The following is a 24,729-nucleotide window of genomic DNA, read 5'->3' as shown; positions in this document are numbered from 1 at the left end:
GGCAGCACGGCGACGCCTTCCAGGGGAACTTCAAATATGTGTTGACGTTGTGTACACGGCTACCCTATATACCAATCAGCAGCAGAGAGGGATTTTCCAATGTCAACCGCAGTATTAGAGCGCCCGCCCGCGCGTTCGAAGGGGCGGGTCCAGAAAAGTAGCGCGAACATTCACATTCGCGCTCCGCAGCAGACTAAGCAGCTCATAGACACCGCCGCTGCTGCTGTTGGCAAGACATTGAGTGAATTCGTGCTTGATAGCGCGCGACAGCACGCCATCGATGTTCTGCTCGACCAGCGTCTATTTGTTCTAGACGCGGAAAAGTATGATGCATTCATCGATGCTCTCGACAATCCGCCGCCTGCCGGACCTGCGCTCAAGGCGCTGATGAAGCGTCGACCGCTGTGGCAGAAATAGTCGAGCATCCTCGTCAAGCGCGCGGCGAACTCACTCGCCCCGTGCGCTTGACGACTTTCCACGATCTCGGCCATTTTGATTGCGGAAAGCCGCCGCTTAATGATTGGATCAAAAATCAAGCGCTGAATAGCGAGGGGCAATTCGCCCGAACTTACGTGGTATGTAGTGGCAATGTGGTCGTAGGCTATTACTGCATTGCTATGGGCAGCGTTGAACGCAAACAATTACCGTCCAAGCTGAAGCGCAAGCAAGGTCTCCCCAATCACGCACCTGTCGCCATTATCGGCCGACTGGCTCGTGACAAATCGCCCCAATGGAAGGGCTTGGGCAAGGACCTCTTGCAGGACGCGCTGATACGGATTGTTTCCGTTTCGGAAAACATCGGAGTTCGTTGCGTTCTTGTTCACGCGATCGACGACGAGGCAGCGCAGTTTTGGAAAGATCAGGAATTCCAGGAGTATCCTGACGGTTCGCGAACGTTTTTTATGCCAATTGAAACTGTAATCGAGGCCATGTCTTAGGGCCTTTCTCAACTCAACACAGCGCCGACCGGTTGTTGTCCAGCGCGGTCATGCGGAAAGCCGTCGACCTCGTCGAGGAACAGGTACCGGGCGGGCGTCGATCGCAGACCAACGGCGGAGTTGGCGCCCACAAATGCTATTTGCCACCCGGGAAGGACTTGAGCGTCGCCGTATTCCCGGGGTCGCGAGATCGCGCCTTAGTGACCCGCTGGCGCACGATCGGCGTGCTGTCGATCAAGGGGTCGATGCGCGTGCGCACGTTGCGACGGGCGCTTTCCGTGGTTGGCATCACGTAGAGCATCAGGCCGGGCGCGTTGCTTACGACGTAGCCGACCCAATTCAGCCCGGCTTCCGTTGCGCCCAGCTGGGCCCCCTTCATAAAGACAACGCGGTCGACCGGTGAGGATGCCGAGAGTGCATCCATCACATCGCGGAGGTATGGGGTCCGATCTGTCCGCCACGGACCTGGTTCGGAGGCGGTCTCCGGCAACATCCGATGCGCGTCTGCCCAAGCGGAGATAGTTAGCGGCGGCTCGGGTGCGAGCCCGCGACACCATATATCCTCGGCCCAGCTTTCAACAGATGAGATCATGGCCTCAGGACAATCCGGACTGTACCCAATCCCGCAATCGAGCGATGGCAACAGGATGCTCGTATGTCCAGCTGTGGGTAATACCATCTGGCGCGGATGCGCTCGCCCAATCTATGTGAGTGAGCGAATAATTTCCAAAGGGCAATGGTTCAATTGCAAGTTCAACCAGAAGGCCCGCCCTGAATTCTGTCCATCCGAACGACCAAGAAGCAAGCGCTTGTGCTGCGAACACTGCAATGGTCCCTAGTAACGACAGGATGAAGATAATGGGGATCACAAAAACAAGGAGCAGAAATAGGATTACGACTACGACTCTCAGGATTTGGCCATCAGTAAGCCACGATCCCATCTGCCGGAATAATTCTACAATCCCAATTTCCGCGAGATCCGAGGCGATCGGTATCGCGGCGCGAAATGCAGTGTAGAACAGAATGACCGCGAATGCGGTAAAGCCCATAACGACAAGGGGACGTTCGCTGAACAGAGGACGGAACAAGTGCTCTATTTTCTGAGAGAGCTTTACAGCAAGCCAAGCGTTAAACTGGAAAGCCGAAAGAGCAGCTGCTGCTTCATCACCCGAGCAACGTAAGAACAGGTAATTCCCTGTTGGAATATCCGTGGTTTGCTGAAGAATCGTCTTCGCAAGCATTGCATCAATTGTGTCTCGGGATCGATAAGGCCTGAAAGCAATTAGCGTCAGCAACAGCGAAAGAACCGCGAGCGCGGCGACTCCCCACCAGAATTGCATCGGCCAATCGGCAATATTCTTTATTGAACGTGGGAGAGCGTACTCGGCCCAAACGGTCACTGGTGCAGCACTCATGAAGAGAAGAACTAAGAGAAGAGGTCGTATTGCGCCTGCCCGAGCGCGAATTGCCACGAACGGAGTTGAAAGGAATGCGCAGCCGGTTACCTCTAGGGCTACCTCTGGATAAGTCTTTAGGAAGTAAGCAATAGCGTTCCCACCGTGGCTATGGCCAATAATGAAGATTTTCTCAGAAGGTAAGTGCGTTCGGATTTCGTCGACTTTCGAGCGAATTTGCTTTGCGGCAGCCTGACGGGCGCTCGCGCGGTTTTTGCCGGTCCAAGGCACTTGTTCAAAACGAGCGGTGTCTGTTGGAGGGCTGACTTCCTCGGCTAAGCCGGACTGCAACGCGGGCCAATCTGCGGCATTTGCAAATGTGCCGTGTACCAGAATGAAGGTCGCCATGGTCGCCCTCTCATTACCTGCCGACATCTGCCCGCATTCTTATCCACTCTGCAGATCTAGCAAAGACGTCGCCGCCAGTTCGGTTAGATGGTCGCGGACGAGCTGGTCAAGCACGCCGTATAGCCTCGTCGGATCGATTTCAGCTTCGGTTGAGATTTGGGCAGTCGCCCGCGCAACCCATCCGATCCAACGATCGCGCTCGGCGGTGGCCCGCTCGAAGATTGTCCTTTCGGCACGGTCGACCAGTTCGCCAGATCGCTTTCGGATTCCAATTCGCGAAGCTGAGCTTTCCAGCGAAGCTTCTCACCGCGCGTTTCCGTTGCCGTCTGCGGCATATCGAACGCATCGGGCTTCCGGGCCGCTCGGCGGTGATGATCGAGGTTCTTGTCGGTCCAGCGCTTCGCCTTTGCAAAATCGATCTTGCCATCTACCCGGACGGGCAGGCCTTCCTTTTCCAGCTGCGACACCCGCGATCGACTGACATTGATGCGGCGAGCGAATTCGGCCTTGGAGATAGTCTTAGGGCGTGGAGTAGGGGCGGTCGTCATTGTTGTTGATCGTTCTGTTGGCTGCGATTGACGGGAGAAAGCGAGGCCTCGCACCGCGACATGGGAAGCGTCATCGGGAATTTTGACGGGCGGCTTGTCTTGGTCGGTGATTGCCGCGCGAATATAGTCGGCAACTTCCTCAATTGGATCGCGCCAGATTCCATGGTAGGAGCCGTATCATTGGCAAAGCGGCGCTTTAGCGAGGCTTCGGCTTCAAGTACGAGTGCAGCGTCATCCGGCAGCAGCATCTTGCATATCGCCCGACTGATCATGATGAGGCGCTTCATCGCGAGTACATCAAGGGCATGATTGAGAGCGAAGCTGACAGCCCAGCACGCCTTGTCGTTCTTCTGAAGGGCTTGTTTGACGGTCTTTCGGGGAATGTCTTTGAGCGCGTAGCGCAAGACGGCTTCGGGCTCACCCTCCGGAAGATACACATTCTTATGAGCCGCAACGACCGCGACCTCGGGCAACGCCTGCGCGAAGAAGTGGTTATCCAAGCAGGCCGATGGGTGCCGTGTGATAGGCGTTGGATGCGCTGAATCTTCCGTCATAAATCGCTCTTCAAAATAATGGCTTCGGTCCGCCAAAACGGCGGAAAGTCCTGAAATACAGCTATATTATAGAGGGCGTATGGTTGAGCGTTCCTGAATTAGGGCCAACCCCTTGATTCCGATGGACGTTTGCGCCGTCCGTTTCGGTCTTCCAGAGGGCCTCGGCCCCGCAACAAGGCGTCGGTAATTTTTAGGGGTCTTCAGGGGCTTAGCCGCCCCAAAATGCACCGAGAGGATTGCAACTTAATGGATTTTCAGACCTTGGCGTACTATATTGGTGGGAAGGAGAATCCATGTCGATCCGACGTCCCGCGACCAAGCCCCACTATACCGCCGAGGTGATCCAGAGGTTGGCTGCTGCCAACAACGTTGCAGTTGTCGTGACAGCGAATGACGTATTTGCCCAGCACGTGACGCGGCTCTCCGGCGACGACGTGAATTTCGATCCTATCGAGAATACCATCGTTGCGCTCCAGCGAGCCGGGATTTTGGACCGCGTTCAGGCTGTGCGCCTTCAGGCACGCTATCTGCGCGAAAGCCGTCCGTGACATTTGATCCGTTGGGGGATTTTGCGACGCGCGGCTATTGCGCAATGTGGCCAAGGCGAAAAAGCCAGAAATCGTCCAGCGCCTTCTGCACAACTCGTTCCTGACCGGTATCGATGCCGCCTTGGCAGACCTCAAGGCGCCGCCTTCGCTGAGCTATGACGACGTTCTAAAAACGCACAAACGCTGCCGTATTCCCATGGGCCGGCGAGGATCGGCACACAAACGCGTCTCACATCCATGTGAAGAAGGGCGCCATCTTCTTCGCTCATCCCGACGACATTCGCAAAGCCATCGACTACGCGCTGGATAAGGCACAGGACATGGCATTCATGGCGGAGAAGCCTGGCGAAGTCATGGGCTATCTCACCTACGGTCACCCCTTCCTGGACGGCAACGGCCGTACCATCATGATTCATGCGGAGCTTGCGCGCCGCGCTGGTATCGGCATCGGGCCGCTACCGATAAGGATCGGTATCTTGCCGCCTTGACGGAAGAACTCGAACAGCCCGGTAAAGGCAAGCTCGATGCCTATCTAAAGCCATTCATCCGCAAGGGCTCCGAGATCAAGGACATTGCGGACGCGATCAAGGCGGCGCCGGGCCTGGATGGCAGCGGAGCTGATTCGGTCGCGGGTGAGACAAATGACGCAACGGTCAAGGCCCAATACGAAGCGCAAGAAGTCAAACGCAAGGGTGGACAAGGCGCAGCCGGGAAAGACTAGGGCGGCTCGAAGCGCCTACGTACCCGCGTACATCACATCCGAGACCGCAAATTCCATCTCGATGAAGCGGCGTGCCAGCCTGTGCATGACATCGGCCGCCGTGTGCAGGCGTCGGATTTCATGGGCATCATCCGGATCGGACTTCGAGTGCTTGCCTGCATGCGCAACGGCAATGCGGCAGGAATCGTGGATGTATTTGTGCGGCGGTTCGTTGCCGCATAGGGCAAGAAAGCGGGCGATATCGTCGTCTCCCTGCTTGGATGCGGTTCGCAAAGCCTCAAAATTCGTCACAAACCATTTCCGGGCTGCTTCCTTGCCGTGATGCCGGATCTCGATGATCTTGTAGTAGTTCAAGGCGGCGTAGCTGATGAACCCATTTTGCTGGGCGTTGCGTGCCTCCCGGAAGAGCGCAAGTGCGCGCCGTGCTTCCTCGGAATCCGGAATTTTCCGGTCAAAGATGTATTCATGCGACGTTGTGAAAGCGAGGTCCCGCTTTGTTACGGCAACCGGCACGGGATTTCCCGACCAGCCATGCTCTGCAATAGCAAAGCTATCGTCGCACCAAGCCATCACGCTTAAAAAGCGGTTTGATTACCGTCATGGCGGTCTGCTCGTCAATTTGGTTGGCCGTCAGATCGATGTTTACAGATTGCACGTGATCCTTGGTCTTGGGCATGAGGACCAACTGATACCGGTCGAACGCGACGAGCTGTTCTTCCTTGGGCCACGTTACCTGGTTATCGACACCGATATTGAGAAAGCGCGAGCCGTTGCGGACGCCGAGCCTACGGTAACGCGCCTGCTCGGCTTCCTCGGCATCGTATTCCGAGCCGTCGCCTTCGGGAGGGGCAGGGAAGCGCTCGGCCAGTTCCCATTACTGCGCGAGGCGCCGAAAGAACTCATTCGTAAACGTCATCTCGCGCAGCGCGGGTGCATTCATCCGGTCGTGGTCGGGGTCGAAGTCGACCTCGCGTCCCTTTGCGAACAACGAAACCGCTCCCTTCGGCACGAAATACGCCCGGTGTTTCTGCCCATCGCGCCGATAGACGACCTTCGCCCCGCCATGACTATTCATTCCCGGCGCCGATGGCGGCGGCGCGCGAATGAAGCTCTTCCGGGCCTCTTCATCAACGTGTCGGAGCCGTTCACGAACTTGGCCATTCTGCTCCAGAGCACCAGGTTGCCGCTGGCGTAAGTGAGCCGGCTTTCCCGTAGTGCCAGAACATCCTCGACCAATTTCTTCGTGCGGGAATCGTCGGCCGAGAGAATCACTTTGCACGACCCGTCCTGCGTAGTCTGATTAAATGCGTAGTCTGATTAAAAAGGGTCGGCTCGCGCCGAGCACGGCCTTCTGTTTGGATTTCTTGCTTGAAGGTTGCGATGTGCCCCGCCGGCTCGGTGAACTTGGCGGCAATCGCGAACATTGATGTTCGCCGGTTCTTCACTTCCGAGCATAAGCGGCATCTGTGCTTGACCGGGATCAGTCGAGCGCGGCTCATTGGCAGTCCCTGAGACGGGCCCCCCGCGAGCGCTTTGGCAGTGGCGGGTTTGCTCCTGATTCCAGCAATCGGCTGCCGCTCGCGGAATCTGGTGAGCGCCTTGCATGGCGAGCGAAAATATGCGCAACTGCCTGCTTTTGAATGACGTTGCTGACCGTCGGACTTCCGACATCGTCGTCTTGAACCGGACAAGGTGGCGCTCGTGTGATGTCGGTTGCCTCTCAACGCGCGGCAGCTAGATTTTCGATTTCGTATTGAGGGAGGAAAATTATCACAAGACCGGAACGGCGGCCGCCGCGCTGGCGTCTCGATCCTGGTACAAGTTCCTTTAGGTCCAGGTGCTGATGCGATCCTGATCAGTGTCCTCGTCCGCTTTTGTCGCCGCCTCGCGACTAATAACTGGTCTCTGCTCGGGCGATAGCACGTGACAGCCCATCATCTATCTGCTCGTCTTCGCTATACATGATTGGTTGGCCGCGTTACCAAGCTACCGCGCGATTTCTAAAGCGGGAATATGGGCATCGAGTTCGTTCAGCCGGTCTGAATACGTGCGCGGTTGGCCCTTTGAATTCCAAGGTTTCCCATGTTCACTTCCTAATCTCGCAATGAACGTGTGTTCGGCGACCGTGGCGCAACTTTTGAGACCGTCCTTTACCAATCCTGATAGGTGCCTCGCAGGCCTTTGTTGGCGATACTGCTCAACGGAAGCAGGAGCGACCCACAATGAAGATGGCTGTTTGGAGTGCGCTTGGCGTTTTTGCGTTTGGAGTCTTTGCGGTAGGCGCCTTCGGATGGATATTAAGGCCGTTTATGAGCGAGCCTGTGAGGCAGATGCTGACGAATCTATTAAGCAGCTCAACTGGTATTGAAGCGAAGTCCCCACGAGAAGATTAGAAGCTTTGGTGGAGTAAATTCCGACCACAGCCGTTTGAGAAGTCTGTCGACCAAACGATCAGATACATCGAAAGCGGCAGATGCCAGTGCGACGTGAAATCGTCCAGTCTGACCGCGAAATCGACGACATTCGTCATTTCGCAATTGCCGCGAGCGGCTCGCTCGTCTGATCAAGACTCATCAATGATGAAAGTGGTATCGCTGGGCACCGATCCGCCGGCTCCTCTAGGCGGATCCGTTGGTGCTCGACGCCAGGGGGCGTCCTAATGTTAGTTGCCGACCGCAATGGACGATAGTCTTGGCGAGTTCTTCGCCGAGCTCGGTTAGGACTTCGTTGCAGCTTGCTCGAGCGCAGCATGAATTCCCTCCGGACGTCGGGATTTTGGGTGACGAGGTGACCAGGCGGCGCTGTTAGCCGGCATTTGGATGATCTCGATGCCATCGTTGAATCTGACACCCGCAATGATCTTCGGCAACTGTTTGTGCCTTTGGGCCGCCAAAGCTCGTGATGCGGCGATGACACTTCAGCCTGGCGGTGGTCGGCGACAACGAGCCCGTGGTGCGCACGTCCTGTGCCGCATGGTGACGAACACGCTCTCGATGCGATTGGTCGTGCGCAGGTGGTCGCAATGCTCGGCAGGAAAGTCGCAGAAGGCCAGGAGCGTCGCGGTCCTTGACCAGACATTCGACCGCCCGGCCGTACTTGGCGCGGTATTTCTCGGCGAATTGGCGAGCGGATCCGGTTCAGCTCGACGATCCTGCCGCTGTGGGCACGGCGGACCCGAAGTCTGGATGCGCTGTTGCCAGTGCTGTATCTGCGCGGCATCTCGACCGGGGATTTCCAGGAGGCGCTGACCGCCTTGCTGGGTGAGGACGCGCCGAATCTGTCGCCTGCGGTGATTTCCATGGAAGCACTGAGCAGCCTCGGTTGAATGGTGGCTCAGCTGAGCGGCCTGCCACTTTCTCAGCTCTGTTTTGAGATTAACACTGCGTCAATTGCGGCTAGCTGCGTTGGCCTGCTTCACTTCCAGATTCCATACAGAATGCCGATACCGTCAGCGGCACTCACTTAAGGTGAGCCTCATTCCAAGAAACCTCTTTTCAAGGCTGCCCGTAACAGCGCAGAGGAAGCAGTTGGCCAAGTTTGCGCTTCATGACCATAGACAATCCTCATCAATAATCTGGCGAGCTAGGCGAAAGGATCGAGATCGTTCATCTTGCAAGTATTCGTTCAGGGTGCGACGAAGGCCCAGTATTCGACACTACTGTCGACATAGCGCCCATTGCGGCACATCTACGACGTGCTAGCGCGCCTACAAGAAGCATGATCAGGCTTGGTCGAGCAGAAGAACAGCGCGGGCGATCTGGCGATTCCTTAGATCGGTCGCTTATCACCTGTCTCGGACTGGCGCTGAAAGCAGTGTCGCCCGCCTTTTCGATTCTTCGGGATGAGAGGGTGCTGCGCTTTTCGGGAAGCACCCAAAGACAGCTCACGATCTTAAGCCGGACCCATCTTGCACAGCATAACGCATGATATCGGTGAAGCAGCCTAATCTGCATCGTCGGGGCGCCCGTTGTTAACACCACGAGACCAGCGGCAGCTTTCCGGAGCAGGCCGTCGGGCTCGACGTCGAGACCTTTCTTGTCGGGCTAAGGGCTCTCAGATTGCCGACGGACGCGCACGTCTGGTGCGGCATGGTTATAGTTCGGCGCAAAACGATCGAGACCTGCGTAGGCCTGGATCCAGTGCAGTCCGCGATCGTGCTGCGACACGCCCAGTATCTAGGTGCAGTACTTCCGGCGTTCAGAAGCAGAACGCGCCTTCCTGTTGCGAATACGAGGTCAAGCGCGCAAAAGATGCCGCGGTTCTCGTTGTGGCATCACTTTTGCTTGCTGCTGGGTCGCTGGCGGGCAGATCTCAGGTGGAGATTTAGAATGTCTGAGTTGTCGAAGCTGAACGTACTTGCGCTGCCTTTTGCGGTAATGATTGCGCTGTTCCCAGCGTCCGCGAAAGCGCCGATCTGGAGTTCGAGCGATCAATACGGTACTTATTCCCTTAATGGCTATTCCTGGAACAACGACGTATATGGCCAAGGTGCTGGGCCTCAGACGATCTCGGTGCATGCGGTCAATCAATGGAATGTGTGGTCGAACCAACCTGAAACCGACGGCATCAAGAGCTATCCCCACCAGGCCTTCAACGTTGGGAAACGGCTGAGTGCGATTAACAACCTGAGCTCAAGCTTCAATCAGAGCGTCCCGACTGGCGGCCGTTGGAACTTCGCCTACGATATCTGGGACAGCTCAAATGGTTATGAGATAATGCTCTGGACCAATTACACGGGGAATCCCGACGGAAGCGGCGATGTTAAGCCCATTTCTTACAACTACACTTCTTCCGGGGCCGCGATTCCCGTCTACAAAGGCATCAATGTGGGCGGAGCGACTTGGAATGTGTTTGAAGGCTGGAACAAACACAAGGTCATTTCGTTTCTACGCACTTCCAAGACCAACAGCGAGACCGTGGATCTCAAGAGTATCCTGCAATGGATCAAGTCGAAAGGATACTTCGGCGACATAATCGTCGGCAGCGTCCAATACGGCGTTGAGATAACCTCGTCCCCAGGTGGACTAAACTTTGACGTCAACCATTGGGCTGTGACCTCGAAGTGACTACTTTTTTGGGACCGTCGGCGAGGTGATCGTCGGCCCGGAGTGGGCACGGTCTTTGGGCGTTTTCTGTAGCAAGTCGGTGGCTGGAATGGCAGCTTCAGTGTAAATCTGGCCCGGCGTTGGCATGCCCCGCTCAATTCGTCTTCGGAAGCATGGCGACGTTCAGTCTGTAGTTGCCCGCATCTTAGACATCAAAGCCAGCCCAACGTCACCACCGGAAGGGCTGACCCGCTGCAGCACGATCGCTAGGGGTAAGGTGGACTCTTCGAGACCATCAAGACCGAACATGGGTGTTATGCGGATTGACACTTCGCGCTGGGAGCGCCAGTACGGAAAGAAGCCTAGCGGGCGCCGCTATTGGCGCTTTCGGATCATCTCGCCCCAAAATACAGCCCAAGATTATGAATTCAGAACGGTCATACCGTTGACCTTCCCCAGCGCGTGCCGCGCCGCAATGGAGAAGGCCCGCCAGCGCGGTTCGGCCCAAATCGTGGTACTCCCTTGAGGGACCGTACGCGGCGGACCATAGAACGCGTTTACCGCAAGACGCGCCGACGTGAGGTGTTCTGCAGGCATCGCCAGTCCGAAGCACTGTATTGCAGATCGAACGAGGTGGGCTCCACGCCAGATCGAGCTGCTGCTAGTTTGATGGATATCGGGTTAAGCCAAACCCACCTTGCGCTCGAACTCAACCGGGCTGAGATAGCCGATCGTCGAGTGTCCTGCGGGTAGTGTTGTAAAATCTGTCTGTCGTCCTTGCATCTGCTGCAATGGTGGCGATATCAATCGCTGGACATTGCCTTCTTGATCACGACGCTGGCTACACTCGCGCTGGAAGATAAGCTCATCAATTTGCAGATTGGAGTAATGCTTGTTGGCGGGGATCGTCTCCAGCGTGTGCCTGGGCTTCTACCAGCGGCTCTCAAGCTCATCAACAACTATGGGCCGACTGAAGCTACGGTCGTGGTGACCTCGGGATGGCTCTTCAGCGACAACGCTGTGCCGCATGGCCGCCCGATCGCGAACACGCGGGTGTACCTGCTGGATGCTCATGGTGCGCCGGTTCCGTTTGGGGGGGACCTTTTGCTCGGGGGGGGGGGGGGGTGGCGCGCGGCTACCTGATCCGCGATGGCATAAGATAAAGCATTGCAAAATCGATTGCTTGGGTTTTCTGACCACGCCCGGAGATGACATCGGGCGCATACATGCGAGCCCAATTGCGCGACGTGTTGTAGAACAATTGCAGGTCGGGCTTGATGTCCCAAAGCGGCGAGCCCTTGATCCGGCCGCAGTCGTTCCGCTTCGGGCGCAGCTTGCCGGGCGTGAACTGATCCGGCGCGGCATCGAGTGGCGGGAAATAGCGCGGCTCCTTCTCGTCCTTGAAGGTCGCCCACACCCGCACCGCCGCATGTCACCTTCAGACCTTCGATGGCATCCGGGACAATTGGCCGTGGTCGGAGATCGGCTGCGCGGCGACACCGCCGACACCGAGGTGTGGGATCAGCTCGCAGAATTGATCTCGACGCCGATCGATGGCTTCCCGATCCATCTGACGTTCGTCGATAGCGGCTTTCGCCCGGGCAAGGCGGACACTCTGCCGCTCAATCGCGTTTACGAATTCTGCCGCCGCTTTCCGAAGCGCGTCCGCCCGACCAAGGGATCGAGCGCGCCGATGCGTGTGCCGCTCTCCAAGATCGAGGTCAATCCATCCGGCAAGGCGGCGAAGTTCGGTCTCGATCTGGTGCGGCTCGATACCGATCACTGGAAGTGCTTGGTGCACGAGCGATTGCGCTGGCCGTCCGAAACGCCCGGCGCATGGAATGTGCCGGTCGGCATCGATGACGATTACTGCCACCAGATTGTCTCCGAGGCGCAGGTCAAGTCACCGACCGGGCGCCGGGAGTGGATCAGGCGGTCGAAGAACAACCATTTCCTCGACTGCGAGGCGATGCTGGCCGCGACTAGCTACCTCATGAACATGTAGCGGGTTGGCCAGCCGCGAGAGCGAGAGGCGCCCGCCAGGACGAACGAGAACCCGCCGCCACCGAATGACGTGCGACCGACGCACCGGACTTTCCCGCGTGCGCCGCGCCGGATCGTGCGGTCGGGCTATTTGGGAGTGTGAGCCATGGCAAGGAAATCGGGCGCGCTGACATTCACGCAACAGCAGCAGGAAGACTTGCTGACCGCGATTGCATCCGGCGCCGAGCGCGTGAGCTATTCGGACGAGTCGGTCGAATATCGCTCGCTCTCCGAGTTGCGGGAAATCCTCGCGGGCATCGATGCCGATCTGAGCGGCGCCGGGGTGCGCCGCCGGACGTTCCGCATGGTCGCGCGTGGGAATAGGGTCTCTGAGCGATGCCTGTCGCCACCGCGACCGAGAAGCCGCGCTATCGCGTCAAGGCGCCGTCGATCCGCAATCAGGCCGATCCGGCGGCGCTGCCGCGGAAGCCGCGCGCCCTTAGGCGCCGCCAAAGTTCAGCGCCGTTAAGGCAGCCGGTGGCCCACTGATGGTCAGGCCATGGCAGGTGCTGATCGAGCAAACTCTGCCGGGTCGGAAGAATCATGGCGTTCGTCACGGATCACCTGTCGAACCAGTTTCCTGCTATGACCGGTTTGGCGCACGATCTACTTGATCCGCGTTCCGCTTTTCGACAGGGCCAAGATCGTCGCATTGGTCTCTTCGCGGCGAAGATATCCGTCATACTGCAAGCGCTCGGCCGCAGGGAGCAGTTTGGGATCGATTGTTGTCACCCCGATTGCGCTGCGGATCTGGCGCATCGATTTGCGGACGGCATCGAATGTCGAAAACCTTCACCGGATCCCGTCGGCCAGAACTATCGCTCGTCTCATGACGGTCGGACAGGATACGCTGTCGAAGGCAGAGACGGTCACTGTCGCGGCGATCGAAGCTGGCGTACCAACCCTGGTCGAGGCGCGCGAGATCATAGTCGAATTCCACTTGATGATCCGGCGCAGGAGCCGCCGCCGAGTTGTCGCTATGGATCGAGCGCGCTCGCGCCAGTCTCGTTGCCTCATTCGCCCCCGCGTTACGGATGATGAAGCGGCGGTTCGGGCGGCGATCACCTTGCCTTGGCCCAACGGAGGTGCGAGCGAGGAGAAGAACGACATGACTTCACCTCGCCGGAGGCGTTGACGACCGGTCACCCGGCCCTGGTGACCTTGCCCCACGGGCTTAATCCAGCTTGAAGTTCGTTCTGGCCCACAACAAGGACCAGAGCATGAAGCGCAGCCGCTTTTCGGAAGAGCAGATCATCGGGATTTTGAAGGAGCATGAGGCCGGCGTTTCGGTTGCCGATCTGTGCCGCAAGCATGGCGTCAGCGACGCCAGCATCTACAAATGGAAGGCCAAGTTCGGTGGGATGGAGGTGTCGGAGGCCAAGCGGCTGAAGACGCTGGAGGACGAGAACACACGGCTGAAGCGGCTCTTGGCCGACGCCATGCTGGACAATGCTGCCTTGAAGGACCTCGTGGGAAAGAAATGGTGACGCCCGCGGCCAAGCGGAAAGCTGTCGCCCATCTCAGAGGCGCCTTCGGGATGAGCGAACGGCGGGCGTGTAAAACCATCGGCTGCTGCCGCATGACCATGAGATACCAGACGACCCGGGCGGACGAAGCCGGCCTTCGCCAGCGCATGCGGGCAATCGCCCAGGAACGTCGTCGTTTCGGCTATCGACGCCTGCATGTGCTGCTCAAGCGGGAGGGCTATCTGGTCAACCACAAGAAGCTCTTCCGTCTGTACCGGGAAGAGAGGCTCGCGGTGCGCCGCCGTGGCGGCCGCAAGCGGGCGATCGGGACCCGGGCGCCGATGACGGTGGCGATGGCGCCGAACGACCGCTGGTCGCTCGACTTCGTGTCGGATCAGCTCACCGATGGCCGCCGCTTCCGTATCCTTACCGTCGTCGATGACTGCACCCGCGAGTGCCTGGCACTGGTGGCCGATACCTCGCTCTCCGGCACCCGTGTGGCGCGGGAGCTGGACCGGCTGGTGATCGAGCGCGGCAAGCCCAAGACGGTGGTCAGCGACAACGGCACCGAACTCACCAGCAACGCCATCCTGACATGGACTGATCAGAGCCGGGTCGCCTGGCACTACATTGCGCCGGGCAAGCCCATGCAGAATGCCTTCATCGAGAGCTTCAACGGCCGGCTGCGGGATGAATTGTTGAACGAGACGCTGTTTACCTCGCTGGCCCAGGCCCGCGTCGCGCTCGGATGCTGGCGCGCCGATTACAACGATGCACGCCCACACTCGCGGCTCGGATGGAAGACGCCGTCCGAGTTCGCCTTCACCTGCCATCCGCGCCGGGATCTGGCGCTGCGCTATGCCGAGGGCTCCGCGCCAGCTCCCGTCGCTACCACCGCCCAACCGGGCAAATCCAATAGCCGGAGCGAACTCAGGATTGGATAAAACTTGGGGGCAAGGTCACTGGCTATCAACTGCATGGATGTGAAACACGTGCTTCGAAATTCCAACCCAATTGTCGCGGCTTCCATTGGTGAATTGCTCCTGTTAGCGGGTTCGTGCATCGCCAGTATATCGCCGCGGCCGAGGGAGCGGGGGCCGTCTTCCCCATCAATGGCCGGATGCGCGATGAGTTGCTCAACGAGACCCTCTTCTTCGATCTCGACGACGCCCGCACCAAAATCGCTAATTGGGTCGCCGACTACAATACCCGGCGGCCTCACTCGTCGCTGAAATACCTCACCCCTGCGGCCTGCGCTGCCCACCTCACCGCAACGGACGAGCGGCTCCGCAACCCCGACCAGCTCCGCGGATCGTCCGTTGTTCCACCCGCGCCACCTGGCGTACAAACCGGCGAGCTCTAACCGCCGCTGGATGAAGGTTCAGTGGCAGGTCAGGGCTTGTAAGAGCGGCGGGAGCAACACAATGGACATTGGCTCCATAAGCGCGTTGGAACTAGTGAGCCTGGGAATTGCCTCGGTCCTTCTCGTCGCAGTTCTCGTCTGCTAGAGCGGGTTCCGACCAAATTGAATCGTTTGGGATTCCCAAATCAGGCCGGTTCTGATTCAAGCTGTCTGCCGGCGAAGGAGGCCGGCGGGCATGGCGGCATCTCTTTCGGCCGATCTTCGTAAGCGTGTGGTCGCCGCTGTTGAAGGCGGCATGTCGCGTCGAGCGGCTGCGGCGCACTTTCGAGTCGGAGTGTCGAGTGCGATCCGCTGGGTAGCGCAGGCGCGCGAGACGGGCGAGGTGATGGCGAAGCCGCAGGGCGGTGATCGACGCTCGCAGGCGATCGAGGCACAGGCCGACCGCATCCTCGCGCTGATTGCGGCCAAGCCCGACAGCACACTGGAGGAGCTGAAGGCGGCGCTCGCGGCCGATGGACACGCCTTCAGCATCTCCGCTTTGTCGCGCTTCTTCCAGCGCCGGAAGATCACGCTCAAAAAAAGACCGCGCACGCCGCTGAGCAGGAACGGCCGGACGTCCTGAAGAAGCGGGAGGAATGGTTCGACGGCCGGCTCGTCCTCGATCCTGACAAGCTCGTCTTCCTCGACGAGACCTGGGCGTCGACCAATATGGCGCGTACCCGCGGGGTGCGCCCCGCGGCGAACGGCTACGTGCCTCCATCCCGCACGGCCACTGGAAGACGACGACCTTCATCGCCGGGCTGCGCCTGTCGGGCATGGTCGCACCGATGGTTCTCGATGGGCCGATTAACGGGCTGCGTTCCAAGCCTATGTCGATCACGTTCTCGTTCCAGAATTGCGGCAAGGCGATATCGTCGTCATGGATAATCTCGGCAGCCACAAAGGCGCCGGCGTGCGCGCGGCAATCGAAGCGGCCGGCGCAACTCTCCTCTATCTCCCGGCCACAGCCCCGACTTCAATCCGATCGAGAACGCCTTCTCCAAGCTGAAAGCACTGCTGCGCGCCGCCGCCGAACGTTCGGTCGAAGGACTGTGGACTGCCATCGGGCGTTGCCTCGACCGCTTCACGCCACGCGAATGCGCCAACTACTTCGGAGCCGCCGGATACGCGCCAACCTGATCGGGAACCGCTCTAGTGGTGGGCTACTCGAGACTTCTGCGATTTGTAGGTGAGGTTACCTCTCCGACAGACAGCGTCCTCACCTCCGTCAACTCAGGTGATACTTATTGAACAGTTCGCCAATCTCGGTTGCGTTAATCTTTTTCAGAATAAGATCGCGCAGGAACGCTCGTCCTGGGATCTCAATTTCCTTGCCGTCACGCAGTCTACCCATTGCTGCAAGCAACTTGCGAATATCATAAGTTGAGTTGAATACCTCAGGCACGCCACGTTCAATCTTGAGGAGTATATAAACGGCTTCCATCGCCGTCCGAACCGAGTATTCCGTCGTGAAGATACAATCCCGTTCACCCGACTCCGCGAACTGGCCGATGAAGGCGAAATTGACTGCCTCTTTAGGCACAACATCTGGCCGGTCGCCCATCTGCCGCGGCATGAAGAAGGAAGTGACGTAGGGCATCATCACCGGCACCGTTTTGGCTGCGCTCGCGGCGAGTTCCGGTATGCTCGGGACCGGCACACCGAGGTGATAAAGCCATTCTTGCGTGATTTCCTCGCCCGTACAATCTTGCATCGGTTTCTTCACGTAGTCGCCGGCTTTCTCGACGAATAGTGAATAGAGCCAGGCAACGACTTGGTCGCTGCGCTGGTGCTTGAAATGCGGCTGGCGGTTTGCGGTCCAACTGAGCAACCAGCTCGAGTCTTTCACCGTAACGATGCCTCCTGTGACGACCCTGCCGCTGAACGGATCGCGTTTGGCAATCTTGTGAATGTATGCCGGAATGCGTGCGTCCAGGGTCGTGATGGTCGCCGATTCCCATTTGGTTGCAGAGATATTGCCGCCAAAGACGTCTGGACGGCCAAAGGCGGCATCCTTAGCCGCAATACGCCGCCACAGATCCCAGGCGGGCGCGGGGCCTTCGTCGAGCCTGGGAGCTGTGTGATGGTCCCCCATGTCCGAGTTTTCGGTAAGCGACCCGATCGTCATGAAAACAAGATCGTCGGCGCCAATATCGACACTGCCCACAATGCCATTCTCCAGCCATCGGATGCCTGTGGCTTGCTTGCGTCCGCGTTTTATGTCGAAATCAATATCGGTGACTTCGACACCGTAGCGAAAGTTGACGCCTTGCTCTAACAGCCATTTGCATAATGGCAGAACAAGCGATTCATACTGATTGTACTTGGTAAACTTCAGCGTGCTGAAATCCGGCAGGCCGCCGATATGATGGATGAATCGATGCAAATAAAGCTTCATCTCGAGGGCCGAATGCCATTTTTCAAAAGCGAACATAGTACGCCAGTAGAGCCAAAAATTGCTGTTGAAGAAATCTCTCCCGAACACTTCGTCGATGCGCTTGGCCTCCATCTGCTTACGAGTGGCAAGAAAAAGGGCAATCAGCTCTCTCTGGGCCTCTTCGCTCAAAGTGAAGAGGCCATCGGTATGGGCATTCCGCCCCTGGTTCACCGTCACCCGCTGTAGTGTGTAGTTCGGATCATCCTTGTTCAGCCAGTAAAACTCGTCGAGCACGCTGGCGCCTTCAAGTTCGAGCGATGGGATCGAACGGAACAGGTCCCAGAGGCACTCGAAATGATCCTCCATCTCTCTACCACCTCGAATCACGAATCCCCGTTCCGGGTCTTGACTACCGTCCAACGCGCCCCCCGGAAGATTCAGTCGTTCGAGGATGGTGATACGGTCGCCACTCATTTGTCCGTCGCGGATCAAGAAGGCTGCGCCGGAGAGCGCCGCTAACCCCGAACCAACGAACCAAGCTGTCTTGCTATCCACACCTGCGGGTTTGCGGGGGCGAGCAAAAGCTTCGTAGTTTCCACTGCTGTAGTACATCGTGAGATTCCATCTAGTTCGACGTGACAATCCGTCAGCTGATAGTCAAAAGATGTTTGCAGGCGCCGGACACGTGTGCGGGACGCCGATCGTCAGGCCGCCATCGACCACGATTTCGGAGCCCGTGAGATAAGAGGACTCGTCGCTGAGCAGGAACAAGACTGCCCGTGACACTTCCTGCGGCTCGGCGGCCCGCCCGAGCGGAATGGGGAAACTGGAAGGCTCGAAATTCTCAGTCATCCGAGTGTTGATTAGGCCCGGATGGATAGAGTTTACGCGAACGCCGGACGCGGCGGCCTCCAAGGCAGCGGACTTGGTTATGCCCCGCACGCCGAACTTGGAAGCAACGTAGGCGTGAAGCCCAGCAGTCCCCCTCAACCCCTCGATCGACGAGATGTTAACGATCGAGCCTCCGCCCGCGCGGCGCATGGCCGGTAAGGCAGTCTGCATACCCAAGAAAACACCGGTGAGATTGACTGCAAGTGTCTTCTTCCACTGCTCGAGCGGGAACTGCTCGATGGGAGCCATGCTGGCTATGCCTGCATTGTTGACGAGGCCGTGCAGCGCGCCGAACTTGCTCTCCGCAGCCGCGATCGCCTGGCACCAATCCTCTGGCTGAGCGACGTCTTGACGCACATAGATCGCGGATGTGCCAAGTTCGGCCGCGAGAATCTCTCCTTCCTTGTGAAGAATATCGGTGATCACGACTTTCGCGCCCTCGGCTACCAGCAGGCGCGCATGAGCAGCCCCCATGCCTTGAGCCCCGCCGGTTACCAGAACGACTTTTTCGTTCACACGTCCCATAACTTTTGCTTCCTCGATCAGTGGCGGTGCAGGGTCTTCCCAGTATCAGGCGTGAGGATCATGCTGACGGAAATGTTTGAGAACCCGAACCTTGGAAGTAAAGCAAGTCGCGAGCCGCGGTCTGCACCATGCCCGCTTAACTCCTGTCGATCTATCCTGTGCCGCGCATCATCTGCAATGCCCCCAAGCCTGCAGCAGTGCTCATGTAAATTGGCGCGAAAGCAGTTCGATAACGAGTTCACGTCGTGAACAAGCGTTCGCGGCGCAGGCGTTTACGTCGGAGTGTTGCATTGGCCTCGCCAAACTGGGCCACCTTCTTGATGCCGACAATTCACGACCGAGTTTCTTCCAATTTTGGGTGAATTGCCGCTGACCGCAAGTGAGGCAAGACCGGTTCCGCACAAGCGCGCACGGTACTGAGCTCTTTGTGGGTCGCAGCGGTAGAAGCGGGGCGCAGAACACATGAAGTTCTCCCAGTCTTGCGAATTGGAATATCCCCTTATGTGCAATCGCCGCGCCGAGAATCTGATCGCAACGCAAACTCAAGTGGCTCTTGCAGTTGCTGGAGGTCTTCCGACGTGCTAGCGCGACGTCGGTGTTCGCGTGGCCTGCGTTTCCGACCATGCACAGCATAACGTCTTGGCACCAGTAAGAGAGTCTCATCGATACTTTCTGTCCGGAGGCTTGGTCATGTCGAGCCTTCGACATCGCGTCGTCAATCTGACAAGCGAGGAAGGCAACAGAACAACAGCCGAAAGTTGCCAGCGGTCTCTCGTACCAAGTTCGGCATCCGCAGCCGAGTGAGCCCTATAACCCGCTCGAGGTGCTTGGCATCGACGTTGCATAATGACAGATAGGAGGGCGCCTTGACGTCATCGTCGGCGAGCATGCTTCGCCGGAATGAATGCACAATCAACAGGCGCATTCGGCCGCACCGCATAGCGGCCTGTCTAGAATGGAAAGGTCAAGCGTGTTTGATGTTTTCGGATCGTTTAACGGTGGATTGATGTGCAAGGCGCAGAACTCGGTACTCGGCCTGGCGTAGCGACGATCGCGATCACTGGATCGATCAGCCCCGGCTCGCTGCTTGATAATGCCCCGATCAATCCACACCATGAAAACCCAACTCGTCCATAGCCGTTACGGACGGCCGAGCCTGCATTGGGGCCAACGCAATACAGTCGCTTCAGGGATGCTCCAACAACCGGATAGGCGCGGTGAGATGAATTAGCTCAACTCCCAATCGGTGAAAATAGTTCGAAAGCGAGGAGAAATGTGATGTCCGACGTCAAAGGCATTCCGTTTGATGCGCCCCTTTACCATGGGGGCAAAGATCGTGGCAGCTCGTTTCTCGGCTGCCAAGCCATAAGCCTTATGTTCAGGGTGGGACACGAGGTGAACCGTCTATTACCGAACGGGCTGGTACCTGCAGCAAACCCTGCAATCGCCATTGTGGGGGTCGCGAGTTATCGCTCAAGCACTGTCGGGCCATACTTGGAGTGCTATTCGGGAGTTCAAGTTCGTGATCCCGGTGGTGAGACTGGCTATTACATTCCTTACATTTACGTGACAACGAATGATGCAGCGCTCGCCTCGGGACGAGAGGTTCTTGGTGCTCCAAAAAAGCTCGCGCACATTACTTTGATCAGAGAAGGCGGCCTAATTCAAGGCACGCTCGAGCGTCCGGATGGCAAGCGCCTGCTGACCCTTACCGCTCAACCAGACCAGCGCATGAGCTCGGGTTCGCGACAGATGTATTCTGCGCGGACGAATTTCTACTCGGTTCGGCACCTGCCGCCCATCAATGAGTCCGGGAAGGGAGCAGTAACGCAACTCGTCAAATGGTGCACGGACCGAACGTTGCGACGCGACGAGCGTGGCGAAGAAATTCTATTTACTGGACCTATCTCCCTAACTTACGACTCCCCCTCGATTGTCGATCCCGTGCACAATTTGAAAGTTGGCCAAGCCTTGCTCGGCATATACGAGGAGTATGACGCCATGCTCGAGGCCATTGATATCATTTCGCAAGAATTAAACCAGGTAAACAGCTGATTGATGAGCTTGAGGAATTTCATCCAATCCTGAGTTCTGCCCGGCCTGTCGGCTTGCCCGCTGATGGGCCGTTATAGCGACGCGAGCTACAGTCCAGACGCGCAGCATGACATCGCAAAGGGGCAAATTGCCTCGCCGGAGGCGTCACATGTACAAGCATACTCGCGCCAGGCGCCTGCACGGCGGATAGCCTATCATGGAGATGGCGTTCGTATCGCCCATGACGGTTGGGGAATCGTCACAGCTATTGGCGATAGGGCAGGCAGCGTCGGCATCAAGTTGACGGATGCATCCGTCCGCCCGGCTCGCATCGACTGTCGCAATCGTCGCCATGGCATCACGGCTTAGACTGCCGGTCGCGGGCGGACCCCAATCAGGATTTCAGGGGTATCCGCGCGTGTTCCATCAAATGATGACGGACCGGCGTGAAATGGACGCGCATAGCGGGACCGCTTAAACCGGTTTCTTAGTTGGAAGATGACCGCTCCTTCTCCTACTATCATGCCGCAAGGGCCGTCGTCTGCTGTTGTTGCGGCTGTGGGCATGTGGGCAACGCGGCGGCGTTGTCCATCATGTCCACAGCGGGCGGTCCCTGTTGCCGCGCGCCAGACGGCTATCGGCGTGCGGTAGCCGAGCGCCTGGTCAGGGCGATGCTCGTTGTAGAAGGCGATCCAGCTGGAGATTTCGTCCGTGGCCTCGCGGCCGTCGTGTATCCCTTAAAGGTAGATGTCCTTGAGCTTGAGCGATCGCCAGACACGTTCGATGAAGACGTTGTCCATCCAGCGCCCGCGTCCGTCCATGGAGATCCGGATTCGGGCGGCCGAAAGCGCGCCGGTGAACGCGGAGCTGGTGAACTGGCCAGCCTGGTCGGTATTGAAGATCTCCGGCTTGCCATGCTTGGGCAGGGCGTCGCGCCGCCACGCAGAACGAGACATCCATCGCGTTTCGACACTCGCCACGCCAGGATGGCGCGGCTCGCCCAGTCGATAATCGCCACCAGATAGAGGAAGCCCCGTCCGACCGGGATGTAGGTGATGTCGGCCGCTCAGAAGTGATTGACGCGCTCCGATTGTGAGTTTGCGCAGCAGATATGGATAGATCTTGTGGCCGGCGGCAGGGCTCGTTTTGCGAGGTCGTGGCCCGAGCGCCGCAATCGCCATCTTGCGCATCAGCCGTTGCCCGCGCTTGCGGTTGATCCGCAGCCTCGGGCGCGCAGCATCGCATTCATGCGGCGCGAGCCGAGAGACGGCCACGCCGTGAACAGCTCGTCGATCAGGCGCATCGGTGCGGCGTCGTTGTCATTGGCCGGCGGTCGCGGCCGGTAGATGCCGTAACGCGCAACGCCGACCAGGGCGCATTGTCTTATCGACAGCGTCCGATCGCCGCGGTCGAGCATCGCTCGGCGGCCCGGCGCGCTCATCTTCCGGACCTCTTGGCTAAAAAGTCCCGCTCGGCATGCAGTTTCTCGACCTCTCGCTCGCGATCGGCCTCGGCATCCCGGCCGACACCGACGTCGAAGACTCGCATTCTCCAGCAGCTGCTTCTTCCAGGCGTAAATCTGGTTGGGTGGACCTCGTAGCGCTGGGCCAGATCGGCAACCATCGCCTGTTCCCGCACTGCCTCCAGGGCAATCTTCGCCTTCAAGGCGGCGTCAATCTTGCGTCTCGTCTTCGTCATGGTTCGCTCCGTTTAAACGGAGCGGCCGATCTCCTTAGCCCCGGTCCTAAAACCGGATCCATTTCAGCCAGAGCTGGAACCTGGCTATTTCTCTAAAATGTTGGCTTCAGCCTCAAAAGAGGAAACAACGCAGCGGGTTACAGCGTCTTGAGGTATTCGAGCAACGCCTTTTTGTCTTGCTCGCTCAAACTAGTCCCGTACTCGTGGCCGCATCGGCTGTTTCCAGAATTGATGTCATTACAATCCGTGGTGGATAATGTTTCACTCAGAGGCTCCTGGGTGGCAGCAAGACCAACGTTTTCAATGTCGTATTTCCGTCCAATGCTAAACTGCGATTTGCGCTGCCCCGATGGCTTGAGCAATTCCGCCAGGGTAGGGACCGAGCCGTTGTGAAGATAAGGTGCGGCGGCCCAAATACCCTGCAGAACACGGGCCTCGTAGGCGCCCCATGGAGGGAGCCGACTGCGAGATGCTCTTTCTGTCCCCTTCCGCTTGGCCTTTTCGATTGCTTCCGAGGTGCTGACAGCGTTGAAAGCCGTTACCAGATCCTGCAGGGTTGGCGGTAGTCGTACCAGCCCCAGAGACTCCCGAGTCTCCGACGACCCCGGATCTGGCGCCGTCGCGACCCGTGCGTTGGAAGGGGCACCGCCGGCCAACAGGTGTTCTGCGATCGAACCAATGACCGAGGTTGCAAGAATGTTAAAGATCTGATCGTTTTCCTTGAGCGGCGCGGTCGCGAAGGGAATGTACGCTCCATTCAGCACGCCCGTCTTCGCTTTCCAGGCGAGGACATCGTATTCTCGTGTATCCGTACCGACGTTCTGGACCACGGTTCTCCATGTTTTGATGAATGGAAAGCGCTGCTCGCCGTCTTCAATCCCATGGCACCCGCTACATCCCCCTTCAGCGGGATATCTTTCAAAGATCATTTTGCCCCGGATGGCTAAGGCAGCGTCAATCTTCCAGGGCCATTTCGGAGGGCCGATTCGCTTCACCAAGTTTTCAAGCTCGCTAAGACCGTCGAAATTGGTGGAATTGTCATTGAGGAAATTGATGAGCGCGCCCTGACGCTTCGGCTCGAACGTAGCGAACACCCCTAGAACCTCGCCAACGTTCCGGGCCAGCCCCAAGATGTCACTTCCATTCTTTGCAAATCCCGGCCATTGCGTCTTGTCTTGCCGCGGCGCATTCCAAAGGAATGGGTATCTCACGGGAGCGTCAGCGGTTTTTATGTTTTCCGGAATCATGAAATCGGGTGGCGGACCGATGTCCAGTCCGGATAAGCGGTTGAAGATCATCCCGACAGCATCCAGACGGCCCACTCCCCAGCCGTTTTTGGGCAGGGCTCGCGCCATAAGCGTGTGAAACCGCAAGTACCACCTATCTACCTGCCGGCGAAGATTCTCAACATCGGTCGGATCGGGAGTTTCGGATTGCAGAACAGCTGCAGCAAACGGAGCAAACGAGTCGTCGCTAGAAAGCACATCACCGACTGCCTTGTCCAAATCGCCAAGCAGCGCGTAGAAGTCCACGAGCCCGGGACCACCATCGACGCGATACACCTTGCCTTCAACTTCGATCTGGCGCGTATGACATGCCGAGCAGGTCATTCCGACAACCTGGAAACCTTCAGGACCGGAGGCATGAAAGCCGATGGGAAGGTTGGCTTTGTTTCCAGGATTGGCTAGATAGCCGTACCGCGACAGACCATCCGCGAGGAACGGTTGCCCGTTCCTTTGCTTTAGCGCCTGCATCCAGGATAGCGTGATCAAACGCGAGCCCTGATCGCGCACATAGAAGTCCGCTCTCGCCGTCGCGGTCCAATCTACACCTTGATCAACATATATTGGATTGGCGTCAGCGCCCTGGGCGCTCGATCTTGTCGTGGCTGCAACGGTTAAGCCAATCAGAAAGAGAACACGAAGCATGGTATGGCCCGCCGTCTTTTAGACTCGCCTGAAGAGCTGTTCGCGGTACTAAAGTCCTCTCGCCGTTGCGGCAAGTTTGATCTTAGCCCTCTAACCTAGTTATTATTAAAGGTCTCAGACCAACTAAGTTCAACCTACCAAGTTTTGGAGTGATGCCGGTTGCCTGTGTATCGGCCGCCATTTGAAATCGCAGAACCTCATAGCTGGCT

The 24,729-nt window shown here is 58.0% G+C and carries 24 protein-coding genes and 5 pseudogenes; 15 read left to right on the top strand and 14 right to left on the bottom strand.

What is annotated here, in order from left to right; all coding sequences use genetic code 11:
- The first annotated feature begins 99 nt into the window (after positions 1-99).
- Together ACH79_RS39255 and ACH79_RS39250 are read left to right on the top strand one after the other, a co-directional pair.
- Complete coding sequence (locus tag ACH79_RS39255; RefSeq protein ID WP_161855586.1) at positions 100-417, top strand: DUF1778 domain-containing protein; 318 nt, start codon at positions 100-102, stop codon at positions 415-417.
- A complete protein-coding gene (locus ACH79_RS39250) occupies positions 405-938 on the top strand; it encodes a GNAT family N-acetyltransferase (RefSeq protein WP_161855585.1) in 534 nt (177 codons plus the stop codon). The genes ACH79_RS39255 and ACH79_RS39250 overlap by 13 nt, the downstream gene beginning before the upstream one ends.
- Positions 939-946: 8 nt before the next feature.
- Here ACH79_RS39250 and ACH79_RS39245 read toward each other — a convergent pair.
- The 4 genes and pseudogenes from ACH79_RS39245 to ACH79_RS39230 form a co-directional block, all read right to left on the bottom strand.
- Positions 947-1,362, bottom strand: a pseudogene (locus tag ACH79_RS39245) (phage terminase large subunit family protein).
- Positions 1,363-1,534: 172 nt separating this feature from the next.
- On the bottom strand, positions 1,535-2,740 hold the full coding sequence (locus ACH79_RS39240; RefSeq protein ID WP_161855584.1) for a triacylglycerol lipase: 1,206 nt from the start codon (positions 2,738-2,740) through the stop codon (positions 1,535-1,537).
- Positions 2,741-2,823: 83 nt separating this feature from the next.
- On the bottom strand, positions 2,824-3,288 hold the full coding sequence (locus tag ACH79_RS39235) for a hypothetical protein (RefSeq protein WP_161855583.1): 465 nt from the start codon (positions 3,286-3,288) through the stop codon (positions 2,824-2,826).
- Positions 3,285-3,842 (bottom strand): hypothetical protein, encoded by a 558-nt coding sequence (locus tag ACH79_RS39230; RefSeq protein ID WP_161855582.1) that lies wholly within the window; start codon positions 3,840-3,842, stop codon positions 3,285-3,287. Before ACH79_RS39230 ends, ACH79_RS39235 begins: the two co-directional genes overlap by 4 nt.
- A 293-nt stretch (positions 3,843-4,135) precedes the next feature.
- Here ACH79_RS39230 and ACH79_RS39225 point away from each other — a divergent pair, with 293 nt between their 5' ends.
- The 3 genes from ACH79_RS39225 to ACH79_RS44600 all read left to right on the top strand — a co-directional run bounded on the left by ACH79_RS39225 (position 4,136) and on the right by ACH79_RS44600 (position 5,111).
- Entirely contained in the window at positions 4,136-4,390 is a 255-nt protein-coding gene (locus ACH79_RS39225; protein ID WP_161855581.1) for a hypothetical protein, read from the top strand.
- A 239-nt stretch (positions 4,391-4,629) separates the two neighbouring features.
- Positions 4,630-4,878: a Fic family protein gene (locus ACH79_RS44605; RefSeq protein ID WP_246738317.1), complete on the top strand. Its 249-nt coding sequence runs from the start codon at positions 4,630-4,632 to the stop codon at positions 4,876-4,878.
- On the top strand, positions 4,875-5,111 hold the full coding sequence (locus ACH79_RS44600) for a hypothetical protein (RefSeq protein ID WP_246738316.1): 237 nt from the start codon (positions 4,875-4,877) through the stop codon (positions 5,109-5,111). The genes ACH79_RS44605 and ACH79_RS44600 overlap by 4 nt, the downstream gene beginning before the upstream one ends.
- A gap of 15 nt (positions 5,112-5,126) precedes the next feature.
- Here ACH79_RS44600 and mauJ read toward each other — a convergent pair whose 3' ends face one another.
- Positions 5,127-5,624, bottom strand: a complete 498-nt coding sequence (gene mauJ, locus ACH79_RS39215; protein ID WP_161855580.1) for a methylamine utilization protein MauJ — start codon at positions 5,622-5,624, stop codon at positions 5,127-5,129.
- Between the two features lie 142 nt (positions 5,625-5,766).
- On the opposite strand from mauJ, the gene ACH79_RS39210 reads away from it, so the two are divergent.
- Positions 5,767-6,306: a hypothetical protein gene (locus ACH79_RS39210; protein WP_210255650.1), complete on the top strand. Its 540-nt coding sequence runs from the start codon at positions 5,767-5,769 to the stop codon at positions 6,304-6,306.
- Between the two features lie 1,521 nt (positions 6,307-7,827).
- On the opposite strand, the pseudogene ACH79_RS44595 reads toward ACH79_RS39210, so the two are convergent.
- A pseudogene (locus ACH79_RS44595) lies at positions 7,828-8,230 on the bottom strand (transposase); the annotation flags it as partial.
- 5 nt (positions 8,231-8,235) lie between these two features.
- Here ACH79_RS44595 and ACH79_RS39205 point away from each other — a divergent pair.
- The 3 genes and pseudogenes from ACH79_RS39205 to ACH79_RS39195 all read left to right on the top strand — a co-directional run.
- Positions 8,236-8,409, top strand: a pseudogene (locus tag ACH79_RS39205) (IS256 family transposase); the annotation flags it as partial.
- A 1,030-nt stretch (positions 8,410-9,439) separates the two neighbouring features.
- Positions 9,440-10,177 carry a glycosyl hydrolase gene (locus ACH79_RS39200; protein WP_057861833.1) on the top strand — a complete coding sequence of 246 codons (738 nt, stop codon included), beginning with the start codon at positions 9,440-9,442 and terminating at the stop codon, positions 10,175-10,177.
- A gap of 867 nt (positions 10,178-11,044) precedes the next feature.
- Positions 11,045-11,299: an AMP-binding protein gene (locus ACH79_RS39195; protein ID WP_305764735.1), complete on the top strand. Its 255-nt coding sequence runs from the start codon at positions 11,045-11,047 to the stop codon at positions 11,297-11,299.
- Here ACH79_RS39195 and ACH79_RS39190 read toward each other — a convergent pair.
- Positions 11,292-11,579, bottom strand: coding sequence for a hypothetical protein (locus ACH79_RS39190; protein WP_141688675.1), 288 nt, complete (start codon positions 11,577-11,579; stop codon positions 11,292-11,294). The genes ACH79_RS39195 and ACH79_RS39190 overlap by 8 nt on opposite strands.
- A 48-nt stretch (positions 11,580-11,627) precedes the next feature.
- On the opposite strand from ACH79_RS39190, the gene ACH79_RS39185 reads away from it, so the two are divergent.
- The 5 genes and pseudogenes from ACH79_RS39185 to ACH79_RS39165 all read left to right on the top strand — a co-directional run bounded on the left by ACH79_RS39185 (position 11,628) and on the right by ACH79_RS39165 (position 16,207).
- Positions 11,628-12,161: a terminase gpA endonuclease subunit gene (locus tag ACH79_RS39185; protein ID WP_161855578.1), complete on the top strand. Its 534-nt coding sequence runs from the start codon at positions 11,628-11,630 to the stop codon at positions 12,159-12,161.
- A gap of 144 nt (positions 12,162-12,305) precedes the next feature.
- Complete coding sequence (locus ACH79_RS39180; RefSeq protein WP_161855577.1) at positions 12,306-12,668, top strand: phage head-tail joining protein; 363 nt, start codon at positions 12,306-12,308, stop codon at positions 12,666-12,668.
- A 751-nt stretch (positions 12,669-13,419) separates the two neighbouring features.
- A protein-coding gene (locus tag ACH79_RS39175) for an IS3 family transposase (RefSeq protein WP_161856782.1) occupies positions 13,420-14,609 on the top strand; the annotation gives its coding sequence in 2 pieces (ribosomal slippage) (positions 13,420-13,669 and positions 13,669-14,609; 1,191 coding nt in all).
- Positions 14,610-14,773: 164 nt separating this feature from the next.
- Positions 14,774-15,028 (top strand): annotated as a pseudogene (locus ACH79_RS39170) (transposase); the annotation flags it as partial.
- 235 nt (positions 15,029-15,263) lie between these two features.
- A pseudogene (locus ACH79_RS39165) lies at positions 15,264-16,207 on the top strand (IS630 family transposase).
- Between the two features lie 88 nt (positions 16,208-16,295).
- Here ACH79_RS39165 and ACH79_RS39160 read toward each other — a convergent pair.
- A complete protein-coding gene (locus ACH79_RS39160; RefSeq protein ID WP_161855576.1) occupies positions 16,296-18,056 on the bottom strand; it encodes an oleate hydratase in 1,761 nt (586 codons plus the stop codon).
- Between the two features lie 45 nt (positions 18,057-18,101).
- The gene (locus ACH79_RS39155) at positions 18,102-18,860 is read right to left on the bottom strand and encodes a glucose 1-dehydrogenase (protein WP_161855575.1); all 759 of its coding nucleotides are present in this window, start codon (positions 18,858-18,860) and stop codon (positions 18,102-18,104) included.
- Positions 18,861-20,138: 1,278 nt separating this feature from the next.
- Between ACH79_RS39155 and ACH79_RS39150 the strand changes: the two genes are divergently transcribed.
- Entirely contained in the window at positions 20,139-20,915 is a 777-nt protein-coding gene (locus tag ACH79_RS39150; RefSeq protein WP_057855963.1) for an acetoacetate decarboxylase family protein, read from the top strand.
- A 344-nt stretch (positions 20,916-21,259) separates the two neighbouring features.
- Here the strand turns inward: ACH79_RS39150 and ACH79_RS45360 are convergent, their stop codons facing one another.
- The 5 genes from ACH79_RS45360 to ACH79_RS39140 all read right to left on the bottom strand — a co-directional run bounded on the left by ACH79_RS45360 (position 21,260) and on the right by ACH79_RS39140 (position 24,520).
- A complete protein-coding gene (locus ACH79_RS45360) occupies positions 21,260-21,586 on the bottom strand; it encodes a hypothetical protein (protein ID WP_371419491.1) in 327 nt (108 codons plus the stop codon).
- A 45-nt stretch (positions 21,587-21,631) separates the two neighbouring features.
- A complete protein-coding gene (locus ACH79_RS45355; RefSeq protein WP_371419331.1) occupies positions 21,632-22,084 on the bottom strand; it encodes a hypothetical protein in 453 nt (150 codons plus the stop codon).
- Positions 22,084-22,335 carry a hypothetical protein gene (locus ACH79_RS45350; RefSeq protein ID WP_063800259.1) on the bottom strand — a complete coding sequence of 84 codons (252 nt, stop codon included), beginning with the start codon at positions 22,333-22,335 and terminating at the stop codon, positions 22,084-22,086. Before ACH79_RS45350 ends, ACH79_RS45355 begins: the two co-directional genes overlap by 1 nt.
- On the bottom strand, positions 22,332-22,592 hold the full coding sequence (locus ACH79_RS45345) for a hypothetical protein (protein WP_371419330.1): 261 nt from the start codon (positions 22,590-22,592) through the stop codon (positions 22,332-22,334). The genes ACH79_RS45350 and ACH79_RS45345 overlap by 4 nt, the downstream gene beginning before the upstream one ends.
- A gap of 137 nt (positions 22,593-22,729) precedes the next feature.
- Positions 22,730-24,520, bottom strand: a complete 1,791-nt coding sequence (locus ACH79_RS39140; protein ID WP_161855574.1) for a di-heme-cytochrome C peroxidase — start codon at positions 24,518-24,520, stop codon at positions 22,730-22,732.
- Positions 24,521-24,729 lie beyond the last annotated feature (209 nt).

Origin of the sequence: Bradyrhizobium sp. CCBAU 051011 (genome assembly GCF_009930815.1) — a bacterium.
In the GTDB taxonomy this organism is placed as follows: domain Bacteria; phylum Pseudomonadota; class Alphaproteobacteria; order Rhizobiales; family Xanthobacteraceae; genus Bradyrhizobium.
This window is presented reverse-complemented; position numbering and strand designations above follow the sequence as displayed.